The organism is Pseudomonas sp. LBUM1663 (assembly GCF_059695905.1).
In genome coordinates, this window is record NZ_CP166792.1 from 2,797,195 (window position 1) to 2,819,238 (window position 22,044).

At 53.8% G+C, this 22,044-nt stretch carries 21 protein-coding genes and 1 pseudogene; 8 read left to right on the top strand and 14 right to left on the bottom strand.

Features of this window, described 5'->3' with window-relative positions; all coding sequences use genetic code 11:
* Positions 1-157 precede the first annotated feature (157 nt).
* Complete coding sequence (locus ACA075_RS12815) at positions 158-730, top strand: cytochrome b (RefSeq protein ID WP_497298801.1); 573 nt, start codon at positions 158-160, stop codon at positions 728-730.
* A 744-nt stretch (positions 731-1,474) separates the two neighbouring features.
* Here ACA075_RS12815 and ACA075_RS12820 read toward each other — a convergent pair.
* From ACA075_RS12820 to ACA075_RS12830, 3 genes and pseudogenes are all read right to left on the bottom strand, one after another.
* Positions 1,475-3,736, bottom strand: coding sequence for a serine/threonine protein kinase (locus tag ACA075_RS12820; RefSeq protein ID WP_497298803.1), 2,262 nt, complete (start codon positions 3,734-3,736; stop codon positions 1,475-1,477).
* 127 nt (positions 3,737-3,863) lie between these two features.
* Positions 3,864-5,102, bottom strand: coding sequence for an esterase/lipase family protein (locus ACA075_RS12825; RefSeq protein ID WP_497298804.1), 1,239 nt, complete (start codon positions 5,100-5,102; stop codon positions 3,864-3,866).
* A gap of 129 nt (positions 5,103-5,231) precedes the next feature.
* Positions 5,232-5,378 (bottom strand): annotated as a pseudogene (locus ACA075_RS12830) (IS5/IS1182 family transposase); the annotation flags it as partial.
* Between the two features lie 151 nt (positions 5,379-5,529).
* On the opposite strand from ACA075_RS12830, the gene ACA075_RS12835 reads away from it, so the two are divergent.
* From ACA075_RS12835 to ACA075_RS12845, 3 genes are all read left to right on the top strand, one after another.
* Complete coding sequence (locus ACA075_RS12835; RefSeq protein WP_083376958.1) at positions 5,530-5,748, top strand: hypothetical protein; 219 nt, start codon at positions 5,530-5,532, stop codon at positions 5,746-5,748.
* 38 nt (positions 5,749-5,786) lie between these two features.
* A complete protein-coding gene (locus ACA075_RS12840; protein WP_497298806.1) occupies positions 5,787-6,260 on the top strand; it encodes a DUF2059 domain-containing protein in 474 nt (157 codons plus the stop codon).
* Positions 6,261-6,939: 679 nt separating this feature from the next.
* Entirely contained in the window at positions 6,940-7,302 is a 363-nt protein-coding gene (locus ACA075_RS12845) for a DUF6124 family protein (protein WP_497298807.1), read from the top strand.
* A gap of 150 nt (positions 7,303-7,452) precedes the next feature.
* Here ACA075_RS12845 and ACA075_RS12850 read toward each other — a convergent pair whose 3' ends face one another.
* Positions 7,453-8,064 (bottom strand): hypothetical protein, encoded by a 612-nt coding sequence (locus ACA075_RS12850; protein WP_497298808.1) that lies wholly within the window; start codon positions 8,062-8,064, stop codon positions 7,453-7,455.
* 61 nt (positions 8,065-8,125) lie between these two features.
* Here ACA075_RS12850 and ACA075_RS12855 point away from each other — a divergent pair, with 61 nt between their 5' ends.
* On the top strand, positions 8,126-8,344 hold the full coding sequence (locus ACA075_RS12855) for a hypothetical protein (RefSeq protein ID WP_497298809.1): 219 nt from the start codon (positions 8,126-8,128) through the stop codon (positions 8,342-8,344).
* Positions 8,345-8,451: 107 nt separating this feature from the next.
* Here the strand turns inward: ACA075_RS12855 and ACA075_RS12860 are convergent, their stop codons facing one another.
* The 8 genes from ACA075_RS12860 to ACA075_RS12895 form a co-directional block, all read right to left on the bottom strand.
* A complete protein-coding gene (locus ACA075_RS12860) occupies positions 8,452-8,661 on the bottom strand; it encodes a KTSC domain-containing protein (RefSeq protein ID WP_497298811.1) in 210 nt (69 codons plus the stop codon).
* 8 nt (positions 8,662-8,669) lie between these two features.
* Positions 8,670-10,541 (bottom strand): ATP-binding protein, encoded by a 1,872-nt coding sequence (locus ACA075_RS12865; protein ID WP_497298812.1) that lies wholly within the window; start codon positions 10,539-10,541, stop codon positions 8,670-8,672.
* Complete coding sequence (locus ACA075_RS12870; protein ID WP_497298813.1) at positions 10,541-11,761, bottom strand: SIR2 family protein; 1,221 nt, start codon at positions 11,759-11,761, stop codon at positions 10,541-10,543. The genes ACA075_RS12865 and ACA075_RS12870 overlap by 1 nt, the downstream gene beginning before the upstream one ends.
* A gap of 460 nt (positions 11,762-12,221) precedes the next feature.
* Positions 12,222-12,614, bottom strand: coding sequence for a hypothetical protein (locus ACA075_RS12875; protein WP_497298814.1), 393 nt, complete (start codon positions 12,612-12,614; stop codon positions 12,222-12,224).
* A gap of 337 nt (positions 12,615-12,951) precedes the next feature.
* Positions 12,952-13,425: a hypothetical protein gene (locus ACA075_RS12880; RefSeq protein ID WP_497298815.1), complete on the bottom strand. Its 474-nt coding sequence runs from the start codon at positions 13,423-13,425 to the stop codon at positions 12,952-12,954.
* Positions 13,426-13,653: 228 nt separating this feature from the next.
* The gene (locus ACA075_RS12885) at positions 13,654-14,757 is read right to left on the bottom strand and encodes a lipase family protein (protein WP_497298816.1); all 1,104 of its coding nucleotides are present in this window, start codon (positions 14,755-14,757) and stop codon (positions 13,654-13,656) included.
* Positions 14,758-15,415: 658 nt separating this feature from the next.
* Positions 15,416-16,519, bottom strand: coding sequence for a DNA alkylation repair protein (locus ACA075_RS12890; protein ID WP_497298817.1), 1,104 nt, complete (start codon positions 16,517-16,519; stop codon positions 15,416-15,418).
* A 110-nt stretch (positions 16,520-16,629) separates the two neighbouring features.
* The gene (locus ACA075_RS12895; protein ID WP_497298818.1) at positions 16,630-17,040 is read right to left on the bottom strand and encodes a (R)-mandelonitrile lyase; all 411 of its coding nucleotides are present in this window, start codon (positions 17,038-17,040) and stop codon (positions 16,630-16,632) included.
* 88 nt (positions 17,041-17,128) lie between these two features.
* Between ACA075_RS12895 and ACA075_RS12900 the strand changes: the two genes are divergently transcribed.
* The 3 genes from ACA075_RS12900 to ACA075_RS12910 all read left to right on the top strand — a co-directional run bounded on the left by ACA075_RS12900 (position 17,129) and on the right by ACA075_RS12910 (position 20,281).
* Positions 17,129-18,040, top strand: a complete 912-nt coding sequence (locus tag ACA075_RS12900) for a LysR family transcriptional regulator (RefSeq protein ID WP_497298819.1) — start codon at positions 17,129-17,131, stop codon at positions 18,038-18,040.
* 105 nt (positions 18,041-18,145) lie between these two features.
* Positions 18,146-19,168 carry an LLM class oxidoreductase gene (locus ACA075_RS12905; protein ID WP_497298820.1) on the top strand — a complete coding sequence of 341 codons (1,023 nt, stop codon included), beginning with the start codon at positions 18,146-18,148 and terminating at the stop codon, positions 19,166-19,168.
* Between the two features lie 21 nt (positions 19,169-19,189).
* Complete coding sequence (locus ACA075_RS12910; RefSeq protein ID WP_497298821.1) at positions 19,190-20,281, top strand: alkene reductase; 1,092 nt, start codon at positions 19,190-19,192, stop codon at positions 20,279-20,281.
* A gap of 71 nt (positions 20,282-20,352) precedes the next feature.
* Here the strand turns inward: ACA075_RS12910 and ACA075_RS12915 are convergent, their stop codons facing one another.
* Both ACA075_RS12915 and ACA075_RS12920 read right to left on the bottom strand, forming a co-directional pair.
* Positions 20,353-20,964: a glutathione S-transferase gene (locus ACA075_RS12915; RefSeq protein WP_497298822.1), complete on the bottom strand. Its 612-nt coding sequence runs from the start codon at positions 20,962-20,964 to the stop codon at positions 20,353-20,355.
* A 75-nt stretch (positions 20,965-21,039) separates the two neighbouring features.
* Positions 21,040-21,960: a MurR/RpiR family transcriptional regulator gene (locus tag ACA075_RS12920; protein WP_109629879.1), complete on the bottom strand. Its 921-nt coding sequence runs from the start codon at positions 21,958-21,960 to the stop codon at positions 21,040-21,042.
* Positions 21,961-22,044 lie beyond the last annotated feature (84 nt).

The window sequence follows — 22,044 nt, forward strand, 5'->3', positions numbered from 1 at the left end:
TTAACGGAATCTGAAGGTGACAAAAAGATCATCTGCCGCTGTCTTCAGATTGTCTTAAGACTCGGCGGGCAGGGTGTGGCCCGTCGGTGCGGTAACACACCGCACCCCGGCCGCACGAATGACTCGGCAGCCGGCAATGACTTTTATGAGGCCCGTTATGACCCGCGACTCAGCAGTACAACGTTACGGAAAACTCTCGATCACCTTGCACTGGCTGATGCTGGCGTTGTTTGTGGGCGTGTATGCCTGCATCGAAATCAAAGGCCTGCTGCCCCGCGGCGGTCATTTGAGGGGAATGTTCCTCGGACTGCACGGCCTGTTCGGGTTGAGCATTTTCGCCCTGGTGTGGGTGCGACTGCTCGGACGCCTGACGCCTCGGCCACCGATTACCCCGGCACTGCCCAAATGGCAGACCGGCGTTTCGCACCTCATGCACCTGGCGTTGTACGTATTGATGATCGCCACGCCGTTATTGGCCTGGCTGATGCTGTCAGCTGGCGGCAAGCCGATGCCCTATTTTGAGTTCTACCTGCCATCGCCGGTGGCGGTCGATCCGGACCTGGCCAAGCAATTCAAGTACTGGCATGAACTGCTGGGTAGCGCGGGTTACTGGCTGATCGGCCTGCACGCAGCGGCGGGGTTATTCCATCACTACTGGGTCCGCGACAACACCCTGACCCGCATGCTGCCCGGCCGATCCAGTAATCCCATCAACCAGCGCCAGCGATAAACCCGAACCCGGTGTCGGCCAGACACCGGACGCGCTCATTACCACCCCGAGCCCCCGGACCTAACACAATCCCCTGTGGGAGCGGGCTTGCTCGCGAAGGCGCCAGACCAGACACCCCATATCCAAGCTCGGATGTTTTGCTCAACTGTTGATGCACTTAAACAGGTTTCAAAGCCCACGTTTAAAGACACTCAGTGTTACGTCCCAACGGCTACAACGCCTTGCGCCATTACCTACGCATACGCCAGAATCCGCCGGCTTGTGCGTCTAGGGCGTGGGTTCTATCGTGGTCTCGTCGCTGAAAAACAGCGATGGGTTTGGTAGACCCACAGCATCGACGCATAGCGTCACCTTCGGCGGTCCATTCTCAGGACTGCGATTTTATGGTGGTCAAGCGACGCTCGACGAGATTGAGACCTGTACCCCGTCGACTGCCAAAAGCGCAATCGACATTGCACGACTGACAAAACTGCATAGAAACCTGCCCAATGTTTGCTCTATTCAGAAGGAGCTATGAGCACGCAAAGAGCGTAGAGCGTATTTGGCGCTTGCAACATGGTTGGCCGCTCCTCTGCACGGAGCAAGAAAGTTATGCGCTGGACCTTCTGAATTCGCCGCATCCACCACTCAAGGTACTACGCCTGAATGTCTACATTTTCCAGGGCCGTAACTTGTGTGGTGCCGTCAAGTCTGATCGTATGAAGGTTTTGGTGCAGCGAGATGTAGGGATCTGCTCGCTCGCGGTTATTCATCGTTATTGATGCCAATCATCCCAATCTGCATCATCGCGTGAAACTGGTACTGGCCAAGTTGAGCATGTCCCTCATCTTCAACGAGACGCTTCCAAATCTCGTGGGCCTGCTCCGCGGACGCCTCGGCTCGTTCCACTTGACCGGCCCGGTTGAGCGCGTCAGCGAGAGTATAGTGCGCGAAGGCTAGGCGGTGGCGCGGTTCCCAATCGGCACCCACCGGCCGCTCCCAATGGAACCGATGATCCGCATCCTCTGCTTTTGGAGCGAGCCGCGAGGCGCGCGCGGCCACCACTGCCTCCAAGAGGAGGATTGAGCGGTCGGTGTCTCCCAGTTTGGTCAGCGTCACACCTAGGTTCAGCTTCGCAGACTCCAAATCCTCCGTCATCGCTTGAGAATTCTCGGCCGTTTCAAGGAGTCCGATAGCGCGCTCATAGTCCGCTATTGCGTTGTGGCTCTGACCGATACAGTCCAGCATGTTCGCTCGTTGCACGAGGGCGTTAGCCCGAAGCTTTGGTCCGATCAGGTCTTCTTCGACTTCGTTTGGCGGAATGTTGGCCTCAAACACGAACGCGAGTTCGAATGCTTCGAGAGCCTTGTCTGGTTCATCAGCGATGGAGAGCGCCACGCCACGGTCGACCAGCATCAAAAATTGCAGTCGGTAGAGACCTTCCTGGGCCGAAACCTTGGGTGGCACCGACCGCAGTGCGGCACCGAGTTCTTCAGTCGCCTTGTCGAGAATGGCGATCGCCTCGTGAGGCCGGCCCTCCATGTCAAGGCACACCGCCGCCTGCCGGAGAGACTCGTAGCGGTTGGCGATCAATCCAGCATCCGTCGTCACCGGAGTAGTGTCGGCCTCTGCGATCTGGGCCATCGCCTTCGCAGCCGCCTGTAGGTCTCCGCGTCGCTTGTGAAAATCGCTGAGGGCACGCGCCGCATGGGCGAGATCAGCGGTAAGGTCAATGCTGCCCAAGCGGATCAGCCCGCGATAGACCGCGCAGGCCCCTTCAAGCATCTCCAAGATTTTTAAGTCCTGAGCTGCAGCGGTCCGACCTGCGGACGCGGAGATAGCCGTCATGTCGTGAGGGCATACGTCCATGAGCTCGTTTAGGTGCTTCAGTCGGGCCTCATCCTGCACATCCTTTGACTCCTCTGCATCGATTTCGTCAAAGAGGAAGTCACCGCTCTGCAGCGCGATAGTGCGGGCCGCGTACCAATCCTGCGACAGCTCCTGGCGTGGCGCGTGCAGCACTGCTGGTCGTGCTCGGTCGTAGTCTCCGTCTGCCACCTGCGTCCATGCTTCGGACAGATCCGCTGCGATCTTCTCCAACGACACGCGGGCCGAGGCCTCTTCCTGCAAGCTTGTGAGGATCACCCGTGCCAAGCCGGGTGGCAGACCTTTTACCCAATCTTGCACTTCGACCCCGAGGCCGCGCCAGTCCGACCAATTCGCGTCGGGCATAGCAGCGGCGAGCAGGAGAGCGCCGAGGCTCCAGACGTCGGCAGCGACGTCCATCTCCTCCCCTCGAGCTTGCTCAGGCGAGGAGAAGGCAGGTGTGTGGCCGCGTGGCGCGTCCCAAAGGGTGTGATGCATCTTGTCGCCATCAATCGGGATTCGTCGAGATAGGCCGTAGTCGCAGAGCCGAGCCACCATGCCTTCGTCGTCAAGCAGCACATTGCTGGGTTTCAGATCACCATGCAGGAACCCAGCCTCATGCAGGGCAGCAAGCCCCCAGACGATCTGCATCCCGAGGTCGATGATCTGGGCGACGGGAAGCGGTCCGGCGCTCAAGCGGTCCGCAAGCGAGCCGCCTTTCACATACTCGGAGGCAATAAATAGCTCATCACCGGAGACCCGAAAGAATCGGTAGCGCAGCAGGTTGGGATGCTGAGGCAATTCACCCCAGGTACGCAATTCATGGCGTAGGGCGTGGATCGCAGCTGGATTAGCAGCACGGACGCGCTTTAGGGCGAAGGGAACGCCTATAACTGTATAGCGCATTCCCGCTCGACCTTGTGGCTTCATTTCAGCTAGGTATACCTCGCCGAAACCACCCGCCCCCAGGAGGCAGTTAATCTCATAGTCTCCAAAGATACTATCGCCGGGCCGCAGTGGGCCCACCTGCAGCACAGCAGTCTGAACTGGCGCGTCGGCGCTGACACCATCGTCTTCAAAGGAGACGTGCAGATCGGCAGTAGGCGGTGCGCTTGGCGAGCCAAGTCCCAATCGAGCGGAGATCTGACGCAGCCAACCCATTTTCATCCTCCTGACGGGTTAAACCCGAATGACTCGGTGAAGCTTAGCGGGTGGAGCCGAATTTGTTCGCGGGTGAAGTGTTGATACAACACCCGCCAGTAAAGAGATCGTTGATCACAAACTGTCTTCAGTTATAGGGAGGGGGAATAGTTGGACTTTGAACGAAGCTTCTAGGCCGTTCGGACTGAGCATAAAACAGTATTTTCTCCAGTTTCTCGGGCCCTAGCGCTCGGGCTAACACCGTTCTGGTGCCGCTTCGAGAGTCGTCAAAAAAGCTCATCAAGAGATGCCGTTCGTCAACAGTTGTCGCTCCCTCAGACATTGCAATTTCACGCGCTCTCGCGACGAGCGGATCGTCGAAAATCCTCCGGATCGGCGTGATCTGGCCAATCTCACGCTCATCCTCAGTTTGCTTTTGGATGGAGCGCCAGCACCAATCGGTCACTTTCTTGGCTGTTCCAGCACCTGCTGCGTCGAAGCAGTTCGCCGCAAACCTAGCGTTAGTGGACAGTAGAGCGAAAAGCTTGTGAAACGCACGAAACGGGACTTGTGCTACACGGCATGCGGACAACTGGTCGGTCAATCGACTTTCGATCTCCGAGGCAAGCTCAAGGCTCTTGCCGAGCGACTTAGAAAAATCATTCAGGAAGCGAACAAGAAGTCGATGCTGTAGCGCATCGGCGGAAGTCGGTTTTGCGATGGTGAAGTGGTTCGAGCCAGCAATCTTGACCGCGTCACCAAAATACTTGGCCCCCGCAAAGGGTTCGACTATCTGCTTACGGATCAGACCCGGCAGGAGGATGAACTTGTCTTCAATTAGCTCCTTTCCGACTATAGAAAGTCTCCGAGCTTCCTTGAGATTTGTGAACTCCTTGTCAAGGTCCATCAGCCAGGCATTCTGCTGTGAAAAGCGCAGGGCGTCGGCTTGTGAATGACCAAACAAACGTGCCAGTGGAGCGATGTAGTTCGCGTAGGATGAGCCGACTGACGGCGAAGCGACGAGAAATAGTCCAAGGGCGCAGTCGTGGAAGTCGTTTGCCCGTTCGACGAGGAGCTTTCTTGCGATAATGCCGCCCATGCTATGAGCGACAAAGACTATGCCCCGGCAATCAAAAATTCCGTCAAGCCGCATCAACTCCTTCAAAGTATCGACCACATCTCCTAGCCTATAGGAACCGCTGAAAATGCCCGTCTCGTAGCTAAATACATAGACGCCGATGCGTGCGAGAGCAGTCTCGTCTGCCAGGAGTGAAGGCCAAGAAGCTCCGGACGAGGCAGTCCAGCACGTATCTCCGGAAGACAGTACTCCGTGTAGGAAAATAACCGTCAGCCCATCAGATGGCTTCCTGATCCAAATACCTTGCATACAGTTGCACCTTCGAGAACTCGTGCGCAATTTCAAATAACTGTAGCTGACTTCGCCAGAAGGTTACGGTCAACCTTCTCGCAATGAAGATCGTTTTTTAGGAGCAATGACATCCAAGAGTAATCGGCCAGCCTTGGCTCCATATGTCATCGGCTTCGTTACATAGAGGGCGATGCCTGCCTCGTGGCAAGCCAGGATCTGTTCGCTTAAGTAACCTCGTTTAGCAACTACCGACAACGTATCTGACGCCATTGCTTCGCGGGCCTGCTTGGCCATCCGTGGCTATCAAGAAAGTTGTGAGCTTAAACCTATCTATCAAAATGGTTGGATTTGTAAATTGAGTTGGGGGTGTGATGGCGATGTTGAAATGCCATCACTGAAATAGTATGTTACTCAAAATCTAACTTCGGTCCACAAGGAAGACATCATGTCGCTCAAGGGAAAGATCATTTCCGGCTATCTCGTCATTGGCCTGATCTACGCGCTTTATTCCTGGATGTTCACCATCTACTCCCACGCCAGCTTCGCCTACAACCTGGGCAGAGGCCTGATCTGGCCGGCCGCAATGTTCCCTGCTTTCGGCGCGTTTATCGGCGTCATCGTCCTGCTCGTGGTCATCGGCGCGATTCACTTGAATCGTCGCTAAGCGATCCGCACCTCCAAACTCATCAAGGAAGAATGCTCATGAGCATGAGAAAGATAACGCTGGCTGTGTTGCTGGCAGCTGCACTGGCTGGCTGTGGAGCCAGTAAGGACAAGGCCGAGGAGCTGATCGAGACCAGCGGCCTGACCAAAAACTACAGCACCATCGTGGAAATGGCATCGGCCAGTTACGCTTCCCGCTACCCGATGCTGGAACGGGAACAGATTCGCAACGTCGTGCGGGACAAACTCGATCCGGACGAACTGAAAAGCGAAATGGTCGACATCTATGCCGATCACTTCGACAACGACGAACTCGATCTGATGATCCGTGCCAACAAGCATCCCGAACAAGCCATGGCCATCATCCTCGGCTCCAAACAAGGCCGAGCGCTCGCCGAAAAGGTGATGGAAGTCCAAAAAACCATTGCTCAAGACATGCAAGAGGCGATGGTGGACAGCGATGACGCAATCATCGATGAGCTGGATGATATGAAGGACGAGCTGAAGGGCTAAAGCTCATCATCGCGCCTGGTGTCTTGCACAGATGTCTTGCAGGATTTCCAGACCGTGGAAGTAGATGATCCGTATCCCGCTCGAAGTGGTGGGGCGGATTATCAATGCCCAGTCAGCGCAATGCGCCTGTAGCAGCTGTCGAGCCCGCGAGGCTGCGTCCGAGGGCGCGAGAATAATCCCGAACCCGATGCCGCCCAGACACCGGCCATACCCATTACCCCCCAAAACCTCGAATTCACCACAAGTCCCCAGTAGGAGTGAGCCTGCTCGCGATGGCGTCAAACCTGACACCATAAATTCCAGCCGAGAATTTTCCTCCCGATTTTTGATGCCTTAAACATGTTCAAGCGCACACGTTTAAAGACACTCAGTGTTACGTCCCAACGGCTACAACGCCTTGCGTCATTACCTACGCGTACGCCAGAATCCGCCGGCTTGTGCGCCTGTGGGGCGGGCTATATCGTTTCCCGGTCACTGAAAAACAGTGATCGGGTTTGGTAGCCCGGTTTCGTATCACGGCGCATAGCATCACCTTTTATGGTGGCCATGCGCGGGGTCCTTTCGAGGGCGCCGGGAACTGATACGACCGGTCTACCAACCCGCGTATGGCCGCCACCCATTCGTTGGTAGCGAGGGTGATGGCTCCCTTTTTTATAAACTCGTATCAGGAGTTTTATTCATGATCAAACCAACACCAAACCCACCGGACACCGATCCGGCATCCCCCTACGAATCCCTCGATTCCAAAAAACTCCACGAAGCCGCCGAACGCGCCCTCGACCACTACCTCAATCCAGGTGCCAACATCATGGCCAGCACCCACGAACCCGAACCCATGTTCCTCGCCAACCCCAAATACGACACCGAATCCCTTCTGGCCAACGCCAGCGAATCACTGGGCTCGGCGACGACCATGCTTAGCAACTTCGCGGCGTTGCTGGATAACTCACACCGCAAGACGTTGTTGGGTATTACGCAAGTGGTGATGTTGGGGGAATTGGCGGTGAATCAGGCGTTGGATAAGGTTGAGGTGAAGGAGTAAGGGCAATTCCCTCTGTGGTGGTGGGTTAGTCCGTCGTCACAGAGGGGAGGTTAGTAAGTCGGCATTAGTATTGTGACGCCTCCGCGTTCGGACGAAACCGGATCAGTACTGGCTTCAGCCAGCCAGTCGATATCGCGCCTCATGCCTATATCAACTAGGGATAATGCTTACTAGGTTGATGTTGTCCGGGTAGATAGTGGTTCGGTTCACGCCCTTATATGCGATTGTCGTATTATAAAACCGCTTGGTTTCCGCATCCTGACGCTCTGTGAATCCGTAACGTTGATGAGTGAAGGAACAAGCCACAAGGTATTTGTCTTCCTCCTCATCCCGGCCAACGATGCAAACCCAGTGATCACCCATTTTCCCATTCTCGGATTTCGCTTTGTCTGTCACGCAAATAACCACCACAGAATCGCTGAAATCAATGGTAGCCAGATCCGAAATTTCGACTTTCGATACTGAGGACTTATACCTGACGCCATCAGTCAGGGCTTCCATGCAAGTGCCGACAAATCTCTGTTTGAGTTTCGCATCAGTCGAATCTTTCAATTCACCAAAATCACTCCCTTCACCAAGGACGAAATTGTGCAGAGAGGGCGTACTACCGATAACCCGTCTCCAAGAATGTGAATTCTTCGATGCGAAATCCGAAGCTTTTACCTCGGGACTTTTGAGAGCCTTGTATCCATTGAACAAAGCGTAAATGAGGCAAAACCCATCAAAGTGACCTTGTGCAAGAATCCGCTGAATCTGTTTCAAAGCCGATACCCCTATGAATAAATGCAATTCCGACTGTTAAATTTCCCTAAAACCTTCACATATGGCCTATGGCGATACTGCTTCCCTTTCTGAAAGGCAGAAGACGACAAAAATTGCCTTTCGCGATCGCCAGTTATCGGCAGCAATCGGCCAAAAGCAGTTAATCGCCGCCTACAAAATGAAGGGCGATTCACAGCGCCCGCATATTGTTTACGTTAGGCGCAGCGACAATAAGCGCAATGCCCGCGGTGAAGCGTTGAAGCAGAGGGGCCAAGGATGAAGGACGAATATTTCTGCTCGGGCGTAGGGAAAGCTCATTGTTAGAGTGGATGTCCGCGTACTTATTCACATAGCCAGACGAGAACTCCACTCCATTTTGATACTTGTTCAAACGCGAGAATATCTATACACGCCTTTAATATTTTCCGCGAGATAACCTCCAACCGAGTCGGCATTTACCAACCCATTGAAGGCGCTTTGTGGTACATCGAAGTATTGGTAAAGCGTACCATTTTTAAACTCCACCTCTAAAGTTCCACTGTCTTCGTCGTAGCCTACAGACTCTACGTTTGCAGATGACACCGGGCTTCGTTCCATAATTACTCCTAAGGTTTTATCTTATCAATTCGGGGGTTCTGAGCTCGCCATGTTTCTACTAGTTCTTCATAGTTAGGACTGCCCTCCATTTTTATTCCCCATCCACCGGGAGAAAGAGATTCATCGATAGGAAACTCATCGTAAACTATAGGATCTTGGCTATCTGGTCGTCGATTTTTCGGCGGAGCTAGAATAGAGGTCCTCATAGGAAGCTTTACCGCCTCGCCTAAGATAATCGCCTCCCCTGTCCTCAAGATGGGCAGCATACTAGTCAATCCGTCCAGATTGTCTGAGAGTGCAGAGGTGATGTGCGCGCGATCTGTCGAATTGGTCAATCTAAGAGCAAAAAAGGTCCCGCACTGAGAAAGAATTGTAGGGTCTATTTCAGACGGACGTTGGCTGACGATCATTGCGCCTATACCGTATTTTCGCCCCTCTTTTACTATCCGCTGTACAATTTTAGAAGCCATACCCTTGAAACTGTCATTGAGATATATATGCGCTTCCTCCATGACGATTAATAAAGGACGGTGCCTGCCACCTTGAGATAGGTTTCTTGCCCAAAAAAGAGCTTCATACAGTATCCTTAGTACCGCCCCTATAGTGGTTTGCAATATATCTGGAGGGACGCCAGATAAATCTAAGATAGATATCGATTTTCTGCCAATCCAACTCTCAAGTAATTTGTCTAGATCAGTCACTACTGAACCGTCTGCTTCCGGCATCCAATCGCCGGGACGAAATATAAAGTCATACCTAGGTATTCGAAGTTTTGTGCCGAGCAGCAAAACATTTTTCCCTATGTTCAATGAGCCTGGCAGATAGTTGATTTTCTCCTCGTTGGCCTCGGTAACGATATTCTTGAATATTGGAGGTATCCCAGCAGCGGGATTTCCTCTTAGCTCCTTGCCAGCGGGGTCAAGTTCAAAGGCAAGATTATCCATCGGCTTTCCTGGGCGGCCTTTGTAGTAAGTTGCAAATGTCTCGATGAAAAGGTCGTACCACAGATGGTGAATACTAAAAGGAATAGGGGAATCAACACTAACCGAATCAAGGGACGCGCCAGTTCTTGGATACTTCGCGATCGACTCGGCTTTAAGTTTATGAACTCGCTCCATAACAACGTTTTTTTCTTTCTCGTTGCTGAACTCGCCAAAGCTAATTTCGCATAGCTCATCAAAATTTAACGCCCAGAATGGAATTCGCAGCTCGCTTTCTGCGAGTTTAGACGACTTAAATGAGTTTATTTTGAAGATGTCAGCCTTGTCTTTAAGGGCAGAACCATACTCCCCATGTAAGTCGAGCATAATAATTCGCGAGGAAGGGTATTTCTCAGTGTCGGACAGCGCATTCATAATGCTTGCCACCGTTGTGGACTTACCAGATCCTGTCGTGCCAACGATAGCGGAGTGACGAGTGACAAGCTTATTAATGTCAATCAGGGCCGGTATAGATTCAGCGTTTGAGATATGACCTAACTTTACGAAATATGGTCGATCTGGACGGCCATAAATTGTTTTTAGCTCCTTTTCGGATACTAAATGAACCTCATCCCCAATGGTGGGGTACTGTGATAGACCTCGTTGAAATGAACCATTTCTTTGACCCTCACCGACAAGCTGGATTCTCATCCATCTATTACTTTGATCGTCGATGCTGTTTTTATTTTCCGGTACAGCGCTTGCACCTACTTGACTGACAATTCCGAATAAATCAGAAAAGCCTATGGGTATTCTTACAAAACTACCAATCTGTCCGACCCTATATCCTTGGCCGTCGATATAAATGAAACCTGTTAATGACTGCTTGGATAATGAAATGCTAACCGCCGTCCCGTTTACATCTTGGACATCGCCCAAGTAGGTTTCTTTGCTAGCCATTAACTTCCCCCTGATGCTGAGCCGATTATCCTTTTCAAAAAGCTCGTAAAGACAGCAAAGTCACCAAGCTTGATAATGTTCTCTGTCTTGCCTGATGTGTTATCAATCTTGGTAGAAGTAATAAATGCTCTGATATCCAGGTCAGCATCGTCGTTTTCAGGAAATAGAGACCACCGCCCTGGGTTTGTACCAATAATGGCCTTGTTGAATGTCCAAATATTTAGATTGTGCTGGTTTTTTGCTAATCGATATGCCTCAGGGTACTTTTCTTTCGCTAACCCGTCAGGAAGCTGATCTTCGAAATTTCCATACATAAGCGCCAGCACCATCGCTGTAGGGTTTGCTTTTAGAGCGTTTATTATGGTGTCATTTAAATGGCCATCATTAAATGAGTAGCCTGACATTATGAGTAATGACGACTTTTTACGAATAAATCTATTTAGTTGATCTATGAGTGCGAGGTAAGGCATCTTCCGGCTTTCTTCATACTTCAAGTGCGAAGGATAAATCAGGTGGGATGCGTCCTCCTTTATCTCCGAAGATCGATAAACTTTCTTCTGGCCAGATACTTCTTCTTTGTACCAGTTAATTGATCCGTGAATTTTCCAAAGTCTAGACCAGTGAACGGGTATTAGATTGTCTTCTAGAGCTCGCAAGTCAAAAAACGATCTACGGGCACCCACGAACCCATCGAAATACTCGACCTCAAGATCCTCAAGTGATTGTTCCATAAGCAAGTCGTAATTCGTGGTAAATATTTCGACGGGAGTTTTTCTGTCTATAGAGCGTATCCACTTGCACAGCTGGTGATATGGAGTGTCTTGACTTGGAAGTAATACATCAATTTTTTTAACAATAATCTTGCAGATTTTTTTCTCAAGGTCTAAAAGACTAGCCTCACTTAAACCTCTAACGTCTCCGCCTTTGGATACAGTTAAGAGACTTCTTAAGAAGCTTAGTGTGTCTTCTATATTTTCAGAGTTTCGTTCTGCCTTAACCAGCTCAGCCAAAAGAATTTTATATTGAGCGTCTTTCACCAACTGACTGTTAATGTATTTTGTAAGGTTTGCTACATCAGGGATTAATGGCCATTCATCTGTTGGCATACTTACTGAGAGAGGACATCCCGCAGATAAAAAAAAGCCGATTGATTCATTATCTTGTGACAAAGATTGCCGAAGATATTTTAAATGCCTAATAGGATCATGAAAGCCTTCCATGTAACCGTTCCCCTCTGACATTGGTGTTTTGGCTGGTCACATTTTCAGAGGGGCGTAACATTGGCTTCCCGCCTGATGATTCCCTGCTTAGCCTGAACGTAGCAGGCAGCTAAAATAGACACAAGCGCTTTCATGGCTGGATGCCATCTACGACGGCCTATAAACTCGGTCATCAATGCGCGAACGCGCGAACTGATTGACGTATGGGCGACTTAGGAGGTGTCTAAAGCAGGGTTACACTCCCTGAAGTTTGAAGAAATCACCTTCAAAGGCACGGCTATCATCGATATTTTGAAGTGATCACGTGCCGCTTCGCCAAAGCCAGCTTAGTAAAGCGCCTAACGTAGGTACACGATGTCGGGCAGGCCTCAAAAAATCGCGCCAACAATTACCTCAATGCTCAGCTTGTCACCAATCACCAACTCGTTTAGTAGTACTGTCGACAAGCGAATTTCACTGACTACTTCTGGCCCTCAGCGGCGTAGTCGATCGTCCGCTTCTGGCCGATTGCTGCCTGTCGCGAAGCCTTGCAGCGTAATAGGAACAAAAAAAGGGGGACGGATGTATTTTCCAAAAGGGACGGAAAAAAACATTCGTCCCCTTTTTTGCCTCTCGCCTCCAGCCACCACCATGCCGAGTTAATGCCCCTCATGCCATGGCCATCAATCCACAGGTAGACTCCCTCACTTCTCATAGCATCGGAGGCATCATGAAGTACATTCTCTGGGTCGTTCTTAGCGGCGCGTCGCCCGTTGTATCGATTGATCATGCTGAGTACGAGAATCTGGAGGCATGTCAGTACGCAGCTGAACAGCTCAAGGAAGAAGTCGGGCAGGGTCAGATCGGTGTTCACACCAGATGCACACCCACGAAAAAGACAAAATAAAGCGCGACCATCAGGCGATGTTGTCATTTTTGATGTGCTGGCAAGATGGGGCTGGGAAGAGCGGGGTGGATTTACTTAACAGGCAATCGGTGCCGGTATGTGTAGCGGCTGCCGAGCAGCGCGAGGCTGCGTTTGAGGACGTGGTCTTCGCATGCCAGGAACGCGGTTTTTCTGAAAGAACCTGTTGCCTGTTCACGTCTGCTTCGCAGCCGAACGTAGCCTCGCGGTGCTCGGCAGTTGCTACAGGTTATGCGAGGACGAATAGAAGTCGCGAAGCCTGCCGATATCAAAAAATAAAACGTATTTAAGTCGGGGCCGAATTAGTTCCCGCATTTGGAATAGCCGACTCCCGTGATCGAACGGCATACAATGCCGCGAAGATGTCGCGGATATATTTTGGGCGTTCGGAGGCAGGAATGACCGGAAAAAAATCCAGCATGTCGATAATTGATTCATAGGCAAAACGCATTTCACGGTGATAACGCCAGCGGGCGCCGAACCCGAGGGCTCGCTCCATCGCAACAAATAGCCCAGCGAGGGCGGAGCACAAGGGCGCCACCCAAGCAGCGGCTGTGTTAGGAAGTAGTGTTGCCAGCGTCGTCAATAGCAACACCAGGATTGTGCCACCGTTAAACATGATTGGATCGGCCCAAACGTTATGTACCTTGGATGCGTCTATCAACCGCGCCTTCAACTGTTGAATCAATTCCGGGGGTAAGTCCTCTGCACCGCCTACATCGGGGGGGACGGGGACTTCAGGATTGGCGTCGTCTGCCATACGAATCGCTCCTATAGGAAGAGATCTATTCACCCGGCGGCAAAGTACCAGGCATGAGAATTCAACTATCGGGTGAGTGTAGATCATAGTGCGTCGAATGCGCTTCTTCGGCAGAGACCACGCTTCACGGTTGGTGTTGACTAGCACCTATCGCAGGTTGTACATCTCTCGCACTAAGCAATCATACACGTTGTCTAATAAAGTGAATCGGCCTTTGTTAATAGCAGGTTAGTGCATTATCGGGGCGCCGCATGAAGTGTTTATCCACTGCGCCGCCATATCAACGGTTTCTGGAATTTGGTAGATGCCATGCCTGTATCCGAGTCGAAAATTATCGACAGAGTTTCTACTCAAAAACACACCCTCGAACGGACAATCAATGGGGCCGTCTTCTACACTAAGATCAAGCGACGGTGAAAACAACATTAAGTCAAGTCCGAATCGTGTCGACGCCAAAGCAAGACCCATCGCAGATATCAGTATCACCAAAGCGGCGAGAGAATACTCCATCAGTATTACTATGAATGCAAATTGAGCGGGCAAGGTAAAGTAAAGCAATATGCGAATATTGTCATCTTTAGGGTTAAAAGAATCGATTGCGGGTCGAGTCAGTTCCAACAAATCGGGGCTATTTATAAATCCCATGAAAACAAGCAGAGGATAAAATTCCCAGATAATCGTAACAATAAACCAGAAGCTGTAAACTTTTTTCCATGCCCTGTTGAATATTGCATTGGCCAAATACGAAACCGCCGCGTATATCATCCGTTGAAAAAATTCTAACATTTGCCCAATCATTAAAGCTGTGTGGGCTTCATCCCCACTTGCACGAATAACAAGGCATCTGATTTTCAGATGTTGTTTTATTAAATACTCCTGCCAATCTGAATGCCACGTAAATAACTTGCTTGATCGCACTCGATTAATTAGGCGGAAAAATAATAGAATTGATAAAGCGAGAAGAATAAGAAAGATAAACATAGCGACGTAGTCGAGGCTGGTTTGTAGACTGGTAGGCCAGGTTGAGTAGTTAACGAGCTCTTTTGTCTTTTCCGCGAAACTGCTCAACACAACGAGTGGGAGAATGGTAAGCAAAAACAACGGGAACATAAGGATCTTTACAAAGCTGTTGTAAAGAAAACTCTCTTCGGGGGACTGTTTATGTGGGGATGCGCTAATAAAGGGCGTCGCCAAGGCAATTAATCCATCAATTGGTCTTTTCGTAACATTGCTGGCTGCTACGGCTACGTTGCCACCATGACTATGCGCAACCAAGAAAATCCGCTGGGCACCGGCGTCGTGTCGAGCATCAATAAGTTGGGCCAGTTTCACTGCGGCACCCCGCCTTGCGCGAATTCGGTTTTTTCCGCTCCATGCGAACTCCTCGATTTTAACGTTTAACTCGGAATCCAAAGCATGCTTCAAGTCCTCTGCGAATCGACCGGGACAGCTGCTCCAAATGGGACGTGGCGCCGAATGTGTTCGTCTAAAACAGCAAGTCAATCGACGCCAGATTGAAAAGAGAAAACCTCGGGGCCACGTACCGTGTACAAGAATTATGACTACGTCCACCAAGAGTTTCTCCTCGTAGGTAGTTTCTTCGGAGGCGACTTTACTTTTACTGGCTTATTCGTCGGCCGTCTGGGTGATGGAATTCGGATTTGTCGGATGCAATCTGCCGGCGCGGTATACGCTAACGACAGCAGGCATGGTGGGAGGGACTGCGCACGCTCCCACTGTATGCATCTGCAGATGCGATACATCGTTCCTGGCTCCGGCTGCTCACCCGGAGTTCCCACCTGATCCGTTACCTTGTCCGCCTTCTGGCGCCCAACGCAGTAGCGTAGTCCAAGAGTAACGAGATGCGTTTGAGGACGTGGTCTTCGCATGCCAGGGAACGCGGTTTTCCTGAAAGAACCCGTTGCCTGATTTTACGACTGCTTCGCAGCCGAACGCAGCCTCGCGCTGCTCGGCAGCTGCTACAAAAAAGTTAGGCGAGGATTTCGAAGGAGGTGGTGGCCAGGCGTTCGCCGTTTACCAGGATGTGCACTGCGTGTTTGCCCACATAGTGCTTCCGAGTGGTCAGCTCCTTAATCTGCTGCCCACGACTGACCCGTTCAGTCGCCTTGCCCGGTAGCGTCAACGCCTTCAGCTTGAACACCTTCGCCGAAGTGCTGCCATTGGCTTTGACGTAGTCAATCGCATAATCAATCACCAACCGCTGGCTCTCCGCCACCGTGGATTTCACCGCAAACGACAACATAATCTTCTCCCCCAACCGAATCACCGCCGGCTCTACCTTCACCCCAACAATCTCAACCTCCGCTTTACCACTCGCCCCAATAATCGCCAGCGCCCGCTGATTTCCCTGTTTGATCAAACTACGCAGCGCATGCTTGGTAATCCACGCGGTGTGCTTGTTCTCCAGCGACCACCCCTCAATCAAGTCCAGCACCCATTCCGGATGGTCCTTGGTAATGTCATTCAGGTGATTGGCCACGGACTTGCGCACGTAAAGGCTGTCATCCGCCTTGAGGTTGTCGAGAATCGCCGCCGCCAATGTCGGATCACTCTGAATCTGTTCCAACCGAAACGACCACGGCAACCGCGGTCGACTGCCTTCGCTGGCCAGGCGCCGAACATGCTCGTTCTCATCCCGAGACCATGCCTGCATCAGCGCCAACGACCGTTGCAGATCGCTGCGCAGAAAATACCGAATCGCAAATTCCGCAGAGCCAAACGCGGTGAAGTATTTGAGCGCTTCCATCGAGCGCTCGAAATCATGCGCGCCATACATCGCCACGTAATGCGGCAGCGAGATGCTGACAAATCCGCTGTTCAGGCGGGGGGCGAGGGCGCGCAGGACTTCGAGGGATTCGTCGTAGTCCAGCGGCAGCACGGCGTGCAGGCATTCGCTGACGCGGGCCATGCGTTGCATGATCGACAGGTCGGCGAGGCCGTCGTTGGCCAGTTTCAGGAAGGCTTTGGCGTTGAATGTCGGGTAGACCGACGTCATTTCGGTGGCGATGTGTTTGAGGCGTTCGGCGTTGAAGATTTCCTTCAGCGCCGGGGCGGGTTGTTCGGCGGCGGTCATGGTCGGGTCCGTTCGAGGGGGCCGGTCAGGTTATCGGGGTACTGATGAAGGCCTCAAGCTTTTCTGCTTGCGCGGTGAGTTCGGCGATATTTGCAGGATCATGGGTCAAATCATTCCGCGGGTGGACCGACGTTATATTCCTCGTCGGTGACCTTTTCCATCCAGACGACACTCACACCGTCCAGCGCTTCCTGGACTCCAATGTGGGTCATGGCGGTGGTGGCGCTGGCTCCGTGCCAGTGTTTGTGGCCCGGCGGGCACCAGATGACATCGCCGGCACGAATTTCTACGATCGGTTTGCCTTCACACTGCGTCCAACCACAGCCTGCGGTGACGATCAGCGTCTGACCCAGCGGATGGGTGTGCCAGGCGCTACGAGCGCCGGGTTCAAAGGTGACGCTGACGATGGACGCTCGGGCCGGTTCGGGAGGGGAGTTGAGTGGGTCCATACGGACGGTGCCTGTGAAGTACGCTTCAGGGGCTTTTATCGAGGGTTGCGAGCCTGCGCGCTTGAGGATCATGATCCGGTCCTATTGATAAATGAACAGGAAATTTGATGGGCCTCATGCTCCGCATACACTCTCTGCATGTCCTGGAGTAAAGCGACCCATGGAAGCCAACCGTTTTGGTGACATCGCTGCATTTGTCTGCGCCGTAAAGGCTGGAAGCTTTACCGCGGCGGCGGCCTCTCTCGGTCTGACCCGGTCGGCGGTGGGAAAAAGTATAGTTCGCCTGGAAAGCCGGATGGGCGCACGGCTTCTCAATCGCACGACGCGCAAACTGAGCCTGACGGACGAGGGGCAGGTCGCCTATGAGCGCTGGCGTCAGATTCTCGAAGACCTGGATGAAGTGGAAGCGACCATGGCCTTGCGCCGAGGGCGGCCCACCGGCACCTTTAAGCTCACGGCACCGCTGTCCTTTGGTCAGCGCCACATTCTGCCGATTCTGGATGCTTATCTGAAGCAGTGGCCTGAACTGCGGGCGGATGTCTGGTTTACCGATCGTTTTGTTGATCTGGTCGAGGAGGGCATCGACATCGCCATACGAATTGGCATGCCCAAAGATGACTCCCAATTATTTACCCGTACCGTGGCGTGGCAGCAATTCGCGACGTGTGCATCGCCTGCTTATCTGGCCCAACGCGGCGTGCCGCAAACGCCCGCTGACCTTGTCGGGCATGACACCATCGCGTTGTTCAGTGGCGAGCGGCCGACCGTCTGGCGTTACCAGACACCTGCCGGCCTTCATCTGTACGAACAGCCGGGGCGACTGAACATCGACAGTTCAGAAGCCACGCGAGAGGCGGCGCTGGCAGGCATCGGCCTGATTCATCTGCCGACCTACATTACGGGTAACGACCTGCGCGACGGCACGTTAGTTGAAGTGTTGAAATCCTTTCGCGCACCTCCTGATCCCATCAGAGTCGTCTACACCAGCAAGCGTCACCTGTCCCCCCGCGTTCGCAGGTTTATTGACCTGTTGATCGAGCGCTGGGAAACAGGCGTGCCTTGGGAAAGATAGCGATATTGGGGACTCAGTGGACCGTGTAACGGTCTCGAACTGCTGTTTATCGAGCCTGAGGAATCAATAAATATGTCAGTCATCGTCACTCACGGGACTGCCATCATGACTACCGCCACACACTTCTCGCCGCCAGCTCAACCTGCCACGTTACCGACCGCCCATCCTTCGCTTGAGCGCCATCCCGGGTTTCAACGCTTGTTTAAACCGCAAGCGCTTACGATTGGCCTGATTTTGCCCCTCGAAACCCACCCGGGCAGACCGGCGCCGACCATGCGTGATCACGTGGAGATGGCGCAACGCGCCGAAGCGCTGGGCTTTGGTGCCTTATGGATGCGCGACATACCTTTCTACGACCCGGATTATGGCGATGTGGCGCAGATCTTTGAGCCGCTGGTCTACATCGGTTACCTGGCCGCCGCCACCCGCAGCATTGTCCTGGGCACCACGGGTATTGTGCTGCCGACCCGTGATCCGATGTATCTGGCCAAGCAAGCGACGTCCCTCGATCAACTCAGTGAAGGTCGACTGGTGTTGGGGCTGTCCTCGGGTGATCGATACAGTGATTACCCGATGCTGGGCATCGATTATGAATCCCGTGGCGATCGCTACCGTGAAGCCTTTTCGGTGTTTCGAACCCTGATCGAGCAGAGCTTTCCGCGTTTCCGCTCCGAGCGATTCGGTGGCTCACACGGAAACCTGGACCTGGTGCCGAAAGCGCCGTATGGCCGCGTTCCCTCAATTGCTGTCGGCCAGGCGCAACAGAGCGTTGAATGGTTGGCTCAGCACCTTGATGGTTATCTTGCCGGCGTCCAAAGCCCAGAGCGGTTGGCATCGTTGGGCGAGAATTGGCACGCCGCCGTGCAGGAGGCCGAGAACCGCAACGCTTTCAAACCGTTGGGCCTGGGCGGCTATTTCGACCTCAGCGACAAGCCGGATCAGCCATTCCAGCGCATCCAGGGCGGCTTCCGGGCGGGGCGCAATGGCCTGCGCAATTACCTGGAGCACGCGCAATCTGCCGGTGTCTCGCATATCGCGCTCAACCCCAAGGTCAGCCGTCAACCCTATGGCGAAATCCTCGACGAACTCGGCGAGCACGTTCTGCCGTACTTCCCGTCACATGCCTGAGATCAGGCGGAGGAATCACTCATGTCATCACTTTTCGACTCTTATGACCTTGCGGGTCAGTTGCTGCCCAATCGCATCGTCATGGCGCCGATGACCCGCGCTCGCGTCGAGGGCACCGTGCCGTCTGAAGACATGGCGACCTACTACGCCCAGCGCGCCGGAGCCGGCCTGATCATCAGTGAAAGCGCGCAGGTTTCTCCGCAGGGACGTGGCTACCTGTATACCCCGGGGATCCACAGCGCAGCGCAAATTGAAGGCTGGAAGCGGGTGACTGATGCGGTTCATCAAGCCGGGGGACGCATGTTCCTCCAGCTCTGGCATGTGGGGCGCGTCTCGCATTCTTCATTGTTGGACGGATGCTCACCTGTCGCGCCTGTGGCCATGCCCGCCTCTCAAATGTTGGTGCATGCTTACGACAGCGACGGCAAGCCTGCGCAAGTTCCGGTGAGTGCGCCCGTGGCTTTGGATGCTGAGGGTATTCGGCAGGTCATTGCAGACTTTCGCCTGGCCTCGGCCAATGCCATGTCGGCAGGTTTTGATGGCGTCGAGATTCACGCCGGCAACGGCTATCTGTTTGAACAGTTCATCAACGGCGGCTTCAACACGCGTGAAGACCGTTACGGTGGTGCACCGATTGCGAATCGCCTGCGATTGCTGCTTGAGACGGTCGATGCGGTGAGTGCGCAGATCGGCAGTTCGAAGGTGGGTGTACGCGTGTCGCCTTTTGCCCACCTGGCGGACCTGCACCCGTTCGATGGCGAAGAGGCCACTTGGCTCGCTCTGGCCGGAGCACTGTCGCAACGCCAGATTGCCTACTTGCATGCGAGTCATCTCGGCACGCCGGACTTTCAAAAAGACTTCCGCGCAGCTTACGACGGCACCTTGATGGTGTCGGGCGGGTTCACCCTTGAAACAGCGCAGCAGGCCATCGAAGAAGGATTAAGCGACCTGGTTGTGTTTGGCCGGCCGTTTATAGCCAACCCCGATCTGGTCAATCGCTTGCGCCATGGCTGGCCACTGGCCGAAGCGGGAAGGGAGGCTTACTACGGCGGGGGAGCGCATGGCTACATCGATTATCCCGCGTACTCGTCGCCAGTCGCAGAAAGCGCATAGTGGACCCGTCGTGCAGCGCCGGGGCAGGTTGTTCGGCGGCGGTCATGGTTGGGTCCGTTCGAAGGGGCCGGTCAGGTTATCGGGGTACTGATGAAGGCCTCAAGCTTTTCCGCCTGCGCGGTGAATTCGGCGATACGCGGGAAGCGTGAGGCATCGACCTGATCCGGGGTCACGAGGTTGGTGAAGCTCCAGGCGACGGCGAGGGTGATGCCGTCTTGTCCGATCAAGGCGCCGTTTGCAAGTGGCTGCTTTTCCAGCTCGCGTTCAAGCGCTGAATAGGCTGCGGCGAGTTGGCCTTCAACGCGCTCAACCCACGGCTGGTATTGAATTTCGGCCGGACGCAGGTTGCGTTCGTAGTAAAGCTGCACTGACTTTTCGCACGCCGCCAACCCTAGCCCGATCAGGCGCCATGCGCGCAGCCGTTGCTTGAGGTCGCCGGGCATCAGGCTTTTGCCGGGGCCGGCCAGGGCTTCGAGGTAGTCGATGATCAGGGTCGAGTCGATCAGCACTTCGCCGTCGTCCAGCACCAGGGTCGGCGCCTTGACCACGGGGTTGATCTGCTGGAAGTGCTCGAAGTGGCGGAACACGGAAACCGATTCGTGCTCCAGGTCGATGCCCAGGTGCCGGGCGGAAATGGCCACGCGCCGCACGTAGGGCGAATCCAGCATGCCGATCAGTTTCATTGCGCCGCTCCTTCAGGTGTCCATGTCGGGATGGACTACCTTAGCTGAGGTTTTGCGACCTGCAAACGGCCTTGCTTAATCCTCGAAACCGACCTGCTCGTGTATCTCGTCGACCTTCAATTCCAGGCGATAGGCCACGGCGATGAACAGCGCCTGGCACAAGCACAACGTCGCGCTCAACGAGCGGAAGGCGAACGAGCTGCCTTCGTTGACCAGCAGCACGGTGTTGGCGCGTTTGGCCAGGGGCGAGAGGTTGCTGTCGGTGATGATCAGGGTTTTCGCCTGGTTGTGCTGGGCGATGCGCAGGCAGTGTTGGGTTTCCTTGCCGTACGGGGTGAAGCTGATGGCGATCACCAGGTCATTGGCGCGCACGCTGCGCATCTGCTCGCGGTAGCTGCCACCGAGGCCGGAGACCAGGTGGATGCGTTTGTTGGTGTGTTGCAGGTTGTAGACCAGGTAATCGGCCACGGCGAAGGAGCGGCGCACGCCGACCACGTAGATGTTGTCGGCGTTGACCACCAGGTCCACGGCTTTGTCGAAAGCCTCGTCATCGAGTTCTTGCCCCAGTCGCTCGATGCCGGACAGGGTCGCGTCGATGCACTCGCGGGCGAGGTCGCCGCCGCTGGCTTTCTGCGATTTGTTGGCGATCATGCTGCGAATGCGTTGCTGGTAGTTCTGCACCGGCGTGGTCTTGTGCGTGTAGGCCTCGCGGAACAGGGCCTGCATCTCGCTGAAACCGCTGAATCCGAAACGCTGGGAAAACCGCACGATGGCCGACGGGTGGACTTCGCACTCGCGGGCGATGTCGCTGATGCGGTCGACCATGATCCGGTCGCTTTGCTGGCTCATGTAGCTGGCGATGCGTTTGAGCTGGCGCGGCAGGCTTTCGTATTCGTTGGTGATCAGCTGCAACAGACGCTCGGCATTGATCGGGGGGCTGACGAGATCGCTGTCGGGCGTGCTCTCGGTCGTAGCCGGCTGATCGGTGCGGGACATAGGGAATCCTTCTGGCTTGTTCTTATAGGGCTGACATGTTTGTCGTCCCCTGACAATAGGTTGGCTGTGCGCAGTCTACAGGGT